8 protein-coding genes, 2 tRNA genes and 1 pseudogene are annotated in these 6,557 nt (G+C 59.1%); 6 read left to right on the top strand and 5 right to left on the bottom strand.

Translation table 11 applies throughout. The annotated features are described in order from the left end of the window. Positions 1-127: GTP-binding protein (locus EOC94_RS24815; RefSeq protein WP_244571411.1), on the bottom strand; the 127-nt coding region annotated here is incomplete at its 3' end. Positions 128-399: 272 nt separating this feature from the next. Here EOC94_RS24815 and EOC94_RS24820 point away from each other — a divergent pair. The 3 genes from EOC94_RS24820 (at position 400) to EOC94_RS24830 (ending at position 3,041) form a co-directional block, all read left to right on the top strand. Then, positions 400-1,608, top strand: a complete 1,209-nt coding sequence (locus EOC94_RS24820; RefSeq protein WP_127294079.1) for a glycosyltransferase family 87 protein — start codon at positions 400-402, stop codon at positions 1,606-1,608. A 68-nt stretch (positions 1,609-1,676) separates the two neighbouring features. After that, entirely contained in the window at positions 1,677-2,564 is an 888-nt protein-coding gene (locus tag EOC94_RS24825; RefSeq protein ID WP_126106710.1) for a DMT family transporter, read from the top strand. A 63-nt stretch (positions 2,565-2,627) separates the two neighbouring features. After that, positions 2,628-3,041: a GFA family protein gene (locus EOC94_RS24830; RefSeq protein WP_245465644.1), complete on the top strand. Its 414-nt coding sequence runs from the start codon at positions 2,628-2,630 to the stop codon at positions 3,039-3,041. 17 nt (positions 3,042-3,058) lie between these two features. Here EOC94_RS24830 and EOC94_RS24835 read toward each other — a convergent pair whose 3' ends face one another. After that, positions 3,059-3,874, bottom strand: coding sequence for a sulfotransferase family 2 domain-containing protein (locus EOC94_RS24835; protein WP_127294083.1), 816 nt, complete (start codon positions 3,872-3,874; stop codon positions 3,059-3,061). A 240-nt stretch (positions 3,875-4,114) separates the two neighbouring features. Here EOC94_RS24835 and EOC94_RS24840 point away from each other — a divergent pair, with 240 nt between their 5' ends. Further along, a complete protein-coding gene (locus EOC94_RS24840) occupies positions 4,115-4,786 on the top strand; it encodes an N-acetylmuramoyl-L-alanine amidase (RefSeq protein ID WP_245465642.1) in 672 nt (223 codons plus the stop codon). A gap of 153 nt (positions 4,787-4,939) precedes the next feature. Here the strand turns inward: EOC94_RS24840 and EOC94_RS24845 are convergent, their stop codons facing one another. Beyond that, positions 4,940-5,197, bottom strand: coding sequence for a GlsB/YeaQ/YmgE family stress response membrane protein (locus EOC94_RS24845; RefSeq protein ID WP_095489451.1), 258 nt, complete (start codon positions 5,195-5,197; stop codon positions 4,940-4,942). 158 nt (positions 5,198-5,355) lie between these two features. On the opposite strand from EOC94_RS24845, the gene EOC94_RS24850 reads away from it, so the two are divergent. Next, positions 5,356-5,823, top strand: coding sequence for a YidB family protein (locus EOC94_RS24850; protein ID WP_127294091.1), 468 nt, complete (start codon positions 5,356-5,358; stop codon positions 5,821-5,823). Positions 5,824-5,980: 157 nt separating this feature from the next. On the opposite strand, the gene EOC94_RS24855 is transcribed toward EOC94_RS24850, so the two are convergent. Continuing rightward, positions 5,981-6,054: transfer RNA gene (locus tag EOC94_RS24855), tRNA-Gly, on the bottom strand. Positions 6,055-6,143: 89 nt separating this feature from the next. Further along, positions 6,144-6,228, bottom strand: a tRNA-Tyr gene (locus tag EOC94_RS24860). A gap of 199 nt (positions 6,229-6,427) precedes the next feature. Here EOC94_RS24860 and EOC94_RS34680 point away from each other — a divergent pair. Further along, positions 6,428-6,557: pseudogene (locus tag EOC94_RS34680) on the top strand (23S rRNA (guanosine(2251)-2'-O)-methyltransferase RlmB); the annotation flags it as partial.

Consider the following 6,557-nt stretch of genomic DNA (forward strand, 5'->3'; position numbering starts at 1 on the left):
CGTAGCGCTTGTATTCGCCAAAATACTTGGTGATCGCCGCCGTCAACGACGTCTTGCCATGATCGACGTGGCCAATCGTGCCAATGTTCACATGAGGCTTTGTACGCTCGAATTTACCTTTTGCCATAGTCTCTTTCCTTGGACGGCCTGGACCTTCAGTTCAGTCGAATGCGGGGCGATTAGCGACTACGGCCGAAAAACACAAGTGCCTTGTGGCCGAACGCATTTTCACTCGATCCCGAACCCATGATCCGATTTCAGGGATGTGACGCCGATATGGGAATGAGGCGATGCAAATGTAAGACGAACACCACCGCGGCCAGTCGCGACACAAACTCTTAATGAAAACGGGGGCAAGATAACGCCCGGGCACCTTGCGGCGCGGGCAAACGGGGCACCATGCGGATAGCCGACATCACGGCAGGAAAAAACCTGCAACGTCTTATCTATCTCGCCGTCTGCGGCTTGATCTTTGCCTATCTCTGCATGCTTGTCATTGCGGTATTGATTGGCGATTGGCTGTTCGACGCGAACGGACAGCCAATCGCAACCGATTTCCTGGCATTTTGGGGCGCTGGCAAGTTTGTTCTGCAAGGCCACGCAGCCGATGCCTATAACTTGGAAATACACAAGAGCATCTCGTCCGCTGAAAGCGGCGCCGTTTTCAATGGCTATTATTCCTGGCAATATCCTCCAACTTTCCTGCTGGTGACCGCAGCGTTGGCGCTGGTGTCTTATCCCGCCGCGTTGGTTTCATGGATGGCATTCGGGATAACGTTCTATGCCTTTGCCATACGGCTGATCGGGGAGACACGCCTTGCGGTTCTGGCAGCCATGGCCTGGCCTCCCGTGCTTTGGAACACAGCGGTCGGGCAAAACGGCTTCGTCACCGCCGCCCTGCTTGGCGCAGCTATCGCATCGATTGAGAAACGCCCGGCGCTCGCCGGCCTCTTCTTCGGCCTGCTTACCTACAAGCCGCAGTTCGGTCTGATCATACCCGTTGCCCTCATCGCTGGAGGCTATTGGCGGGTCATCGGATGGACCACCATTTCCGCCACCGCAATGGCCGTGCTTTCCATCGCCGTTTTCGGCACGCAGATCTGGTCCGACTTCTTTGACACCGCCGCCAAGATAAACGGGATGATCCTCGTCGACGGCAAGGCCGATTTTTCAAAGCTCCAAAGCCTCTACGGCTTTGTCCGCGCGCTTGGCGGAAGCCTGACGGCCGCATGGGTCGCGCAGGGTTTTCTCATCGCAGCCCTGAGCGCCGGCATCATCTGGATATGGCTTCAAAAAGGAGCTTTCCATGTCAAGGCAGCAGCTCTCGCGACGGCGACGATCCTCGGCTCGCCATACGCGTTCATCTACGATTTCGTAGCCCTCGCCGTTCCGCTGGTGTTTCTGGGGAAAACAGGCTTTTCGGCGAAAGAGAGCGCCGTCGTGATCGCTGCAGGCATTCTGGTCGGCTGCGGTCCCTCGCAATACGCTCCCACCGCGTTCTTCTCGGCGCTGCTCGTGCTCAGCCTGGTGATCGGCCGTGCATTGCAGGTCTATGCCGTCCCGATACGTCCGGCGGTTTCGCGGCCCGGAATGGCCCGCGCGAACTGAAGCAAGTCCTGCTCCCTTGCCCGTTGGCGCCCATTGCCGCCATTGACCAGGTCTGATTTCCTGTTCCAATGCATTTCATTCCGATCGCCATCCGCGGCCCGCTGTTCATGATCCTCTCGACCGGGTCCTATGTCGTCAACGACACGATGATGAAGCTGGCGACGGTGGGGCTGCCACCCTATGAGGTGCTGTTTCTGCGCGGGACGGCGGCGACGCTGTGGGGCATCCCGTTGCTGTTTGCGCTGGGCTACGCCAAGCAGATCCCGCTGATCCTCGAAAGAAGAGTGTTGCGGAGAAACCTGTTCGAGCTGGCGGCAATCCTTTGCTACGTGGTGGCGCTCGCCAACATGCAGATCGCCGATTCGACCGCCTTGGGGCAGATCACTCCTCTGCTTATGCTGATTGGCTCCTCTGTCCTGTTCCGCGAACGGATCGGAGGGTTGCGCATGGCGCTGATCGGGCTCGGCTTCATCGGAGCGGTGATGGTGGCGCAGCCGACCATGCAGGGTATCTCGGTCTACGCTTTGCTGGCGCTCGGCAATGCGGCATTCGCCGCCGCGCGCGATCTCGCCGGGCGGCGGGTCGCCGCCGATGTGCCTGGAATGATCGTGGCTATTTCCGCGGTGGTGGTGGTGCTGGTCGGCTCAGGCGTCGCGCATTTGGTGTCGGAGCGTTGGGTAATGCCCGAGACGCATCATCTGCTGTTGATGGCCGGGGCCGGATTGTTCCTGATCTTCGGCCACTTCTTCATCTTCATGGCCTATCGCGTCGGGCCAACCGGCGTGGTGGCGCCGTTCTACTACTGCTTCACGGTTTGGGCGGTCATTTCGGGTCTGGTGGTGTTCCAGCAATTCCCGAACGCGCTGGCGATCAGCGGCATTCTTCTGGTGGTGGCCAGCGGGCTGACCATCGTGTCGCTCGACGAGCGCAGGCGCCGGCTGACCGTGGTCGCTTAGTTCAAGCTGGTCACCGCTAAAATGGAGAAGCCCGTGACAAGCCAGGAGAATGCCGGCAACCGCATGCTTGCCGGAAAGTGCATGTGCGGCGCCGTGCAATACGCGGTGGCCGACGAGTTCATCTACGCTGCGAATTGCCACTGCTCGAATTGCCGGCGCACCACCGGTTCCGCCTTCAAGCCGTTTGCCGGCATCGAGCGTGAGAGGCTGAGCCTGACCAAAGGCGAGGACAATCTCCTGATCTTCGGCGAGGAGACCGTCCATGACACCCATTGCAAGACCTGCGGCTCATTGCTCTATTCGGTCGTCCGCGACGGCGCTTTCGTGCACGTCGCCATGGGAACCCTCGTCGACGAGCCGGCTATCCGCCCGACGCATCACATCTTTGTCGGCTCCAAGGCGAAGTGGTTTGCAATCACCGACGACCTGCCCCAATTCGAAGAGCATGTGGTGAACGCCGAAGGTGCTGACGGATAACCGGCACAGACCGGCAGCTAGAGAATTATCCTCGGCTCGATAAGCGAGCGCTTGGACATGAAGCGAAAGAGATTGCGCGGTGTTCGGGGGTAGATGATCCGGCCATCGCGCAAGGCTCCCGGATCGCCGAAAACATGCAGCGTCGAGGGATCATCGGCATCGCCTTCAGGAATGCCTCCCCATTTTTGCGGATCGTAGTAGTCGACGAGAAATCCATAGTCGTAGCGGCAAAACCGCATCGCCTTGGCCAACGCCGCCGGCGACAGGTCCGAAGGGCTGATTTTCCTGCCGCCGACCTGCAGCCGTGGCAGGTCGAATACCCGTCCGCTTACAGAGGATAGAAACGCTTCCACTCTGTCCATCTGCTCGAATTTGAAGACATGTTCGAAGAGGAACAGGCTGCAGCCGGTAAAATAGCGCGGCGACGCCACGTGGAACTGGATCTCCCAGGAGCAGGCGCAGTATTTCTCGATGTTGAAAATGAAGGTATCGAAGTCCGGATCGACCGGAATGCCGAGCCTTTCAAGCTTCTCCTTATCCACGTCCGGTCTGGTCAGAACCCCAGTGTCGGAGATCCTGCTGGAATAGGCGGAGAGAAGCCGCTCCAGGGGATCGCGGACGATCGTGAACCGGCCCTTGTGTCCGTCATATGTGGGAAAGAAAGGGTCGACGTAGTTTGTCGCCAAATGGCCGTGAACGTCATTGTCGGGGTCGAACCCGGAGAGCGAGCCTTCCTTTCCGTCGAGCGCCATAAGCGCATATTTGACGCTGCTGCTGCCACTCTTCGGGATGGGATAATAGGTGATCGCGAGTTCTTTTATTTCAATCGCCATTGCCGACTGCGCCCGACATCGCCCATCCCGCCCAAATCCGTGCCGGAAATTCCCTATCAGAGTTGCCCGCTTGCCTCTAGCCAGGGACAAGCGGGCCGCAGCCCGGTATCCTGCCCCAGGCGACAAGTGCAAAAGCGCCGAACGTTAGAAACGCTCAACCAAATTATCGTTTCGTTTTCGCATTCTCTGTCAAAGAAACTATAGTGATCGCGTTTGCCAGATTTGTTGCGGGGATTTTCTGTGGCATTGCCGCCGGACTGGATGCCCAACGTTCCGATGAAGCGGGTCATTTGCCATTGGACGGCAGGCTCGCATTCGGCAGGCGAGACCGACAAGGACGCCTATCATATCCTGGTCGAGGGAAATGGCGGCCTCGTCAGGGGCCGGCCTTCCATCATGCTCAATTCCGGCAGGGTGAAATCGGGATACGCAGCTCACACCCTCAACTGCAACAGCGGCTCGATCGGGGTTTCTCTCTGCTGCATGGCCGGGGCGGAGGAAAGACCATTCAATGCCGGCCAATACCCGATGACGAGGACGCAGTGGGATGCGCTGATCGTTGTCGTCGCCGCGCTTTGCAAATACTATCGCATCAAGGTCACGCCCAAAACGATTCTTTCGCACGCCGAGGTCGAGCGCAATCTCGGCATCGAGCAACGCGGAAAATGGGATGTTAGCCGCCTGCCCTTTGACCCGACGGTCGTCGGCGCCAGGGCCTGCGGCGACCGGCTGCGCCAGCAGGTCATGGTGGCGATGGGGTCGATGCCCGATCTGCCTGTCAGAAGCGGCCGTGACGCAACTCTCGAGACTGCTTTCAGACGTCTGCTCGATGAATTGTGGCCAATCCTGGCCAGAGGGCTCGAAGCTGGCTTCAACACGCTGGTCCGCGAAATTCTCAAACGGATCAGATAGAGCGTTCCTCGCCGCACTGTAGCACCGGGTAAATTGGACGAGAAGTCGCGGCTTCCCAGAGCGGAAAGCCGCGATATCGGATGGACCGAAAGCGGCCGGCCAGAACACGTCAGGCGGCCCGCCGAGGCCGCCTTGCCTGTCGGCCTTTAATCTCTAAAGAGCCCGGTTCCCGGTGAACTGGTGATAGGCCCACAGAACGACCACCGATCCCAGCACGGCGACGATCAGGCTGTAGATGTTGAGGCCGGTAACGCCTGACGCGCCAAAGGCGCTGAAGATCAGGCCGCCGACAACAGCGCCGACGATCCCGAGTATGATATCAAGAACAAGGCCCTGCCCGCTCTTGTTGACGATCTTGCTGCCTATAAAGCCGGCTATGACGCCAAGGATGATCCAGCTTAATATTGACATTTTCCTCTCCATTCCCCGCAGCCGATTACTTCCACATTATTAAGCAAAGCTCAAGCCAACTTGAAATTCATGATTACGGAAAGCTCAACCAGCTTGAAATTCGACCCGAATGGGTCATTGTGGAGATGGGACGGGCAACATTGACATGGAGATCCACAATGGGACTGTTTGACAATGCCGTTCCCGGCGGTAACGTCGCCAAGCCGCTGATGATCGCGCTCGGTGCGCTGCTGGTTGGAAAAATGCTGAGCGGTGGAAGTTCCGCCCAGACTGATCCGGCCCAAAGCCCCGCCCCCGTGCCGCCTGATACAACCGCATCCGCCGACGGTGGCTTGCTCGGCGGACTGGGCGGCCTGCTCGATAAGCTGAAAGACGCCGGCCACGGCAATGCCGCCGATTCGTGGGTCGGCACCGGGCAGAACCAGCCCATCCAGGCCAACGATCTGGGCAATGCGTTGGGCCCGCAGGTCATTCGCGAGATCGCGCAAAGGACAGGGCTGAACGAGCAGGACTTGCTCAAGCAATTGTCCGCGGCTTTGCCGGGTCTCGTCGACCAGATGACGCCGAACGGGCAAGTGCCGCAGCAAAATCAACTCGCGTCGATATTGAACAGGTTCACCAGTTAGGCAGGCAGCTCACCGCGCATCCGTTGGACGCGCTACGAAGCTTCAACACGTCGAATTTTTGATTTGCGGATGATCCCGTTCGCAGGCGCGTTTCAACTTGCGCTGAGCATGGATTCGGGATGATGCGCGAGGCCCGACGGAGCAGCGAATGGAAATCTGGAGCGGGTAGCGGGAATCGAACCCGCATATTCAGCTTGGAAGGCTGCTGCTCTACCACTGAGCTATACCCGCGCCTTTCGTTTAAGCATCGAACTTACCCGAAAACCGCCATACACTTTTCGGTTCGATGCTTCCGCGTTTCAGGGCTTCCGGGCCGGCAGTGGTGGAGAGGGTTGGATTTGAACCAACGTAGGCATAGCCAACGGATTTACAGTCCGTCCCCTTTAACCACTCGGGCACCTCTCCAGTCTGCCGCCGGAGCCATGCAACGAGGCATCGACGCGTCGCAACCGCCGTAGCAGCCCTTCGCGAAGCGCCTTATGGCGGCAGCGCCCAAAACTGTCAACCGCAACATCCCGGCAAAACGCGCTGAATTTGATACTCGTCCGACAAGTAGGTTCCGCGGCTGTATCCATTGCCGGGCGACACGGCTATAGAACCGGCCATGAGCAACGACAACAAGCCCAAGACCCCAAAAGACACCCATTACGCCAAGCTGCGCCGTGCGCATCGAGACGAGAAGAGCGGCGGGGCGCCGGCGTTCAGGCCGCGCCCGCCGGGGCCGCCGGGGGAGA

Source organism: Mesorhizobium sp. M6A.T.Ce.TU.016.01.1.1, assembly GCF_003997065.1.
Lineage (GTDB): Bacteria > Pseudomonadota > Alphaproteobacteria > Rhizobiales > Rhizobiaceae > Mesorhizobium > Mesorhizobium mediterraneum.

Bases quoted from the DNA above. Each gene is read 5' to 3' on its own strand.
- EOC94_RS24825 (WP_126106710.1), top strand. From the start codon at position 1,677: ATGCATTTCATTCCGATCGCCATCCGCGGCCCGCTGTTCATGATCCTC.
- EOC94_RS24830 (WP_245465644.1), top strand. From the start codon at position 2,628: ATGCTTGCCGGAAAGTGCATGTGCGGCGCCGTGCAATACGCGGTGGCC.
- EOC94_RS24820 (WP_127294079.1), top strand. From the start codon at position 400: ATGCGGATAGCCGACATCACGGCAGGAAAAAACCTGCAACGTCTTATC.
- EOC94_RS24850 (WP_127294091.1), top strand. From the start codon at position 5,356: ATGGGACTGTTTGACAATGCCGTTCCCGGCGGTAACGTCGCCAAGCCG.
- EOC94_RS24835 (WP_127294083.1), bottom strand. From the start codon at position 3,874: ATGGCGATTGAAATAAAAGAACTCGCGATCACCTATTATCCCATCCCG.
- EOC94_RS24845 (WP_095489451.1), bottom strand. From the start codon at position 5,197: ATGTCAATATTAAGCTGGATCATCCTTGGCGTCATAGCCGGCTTTATA.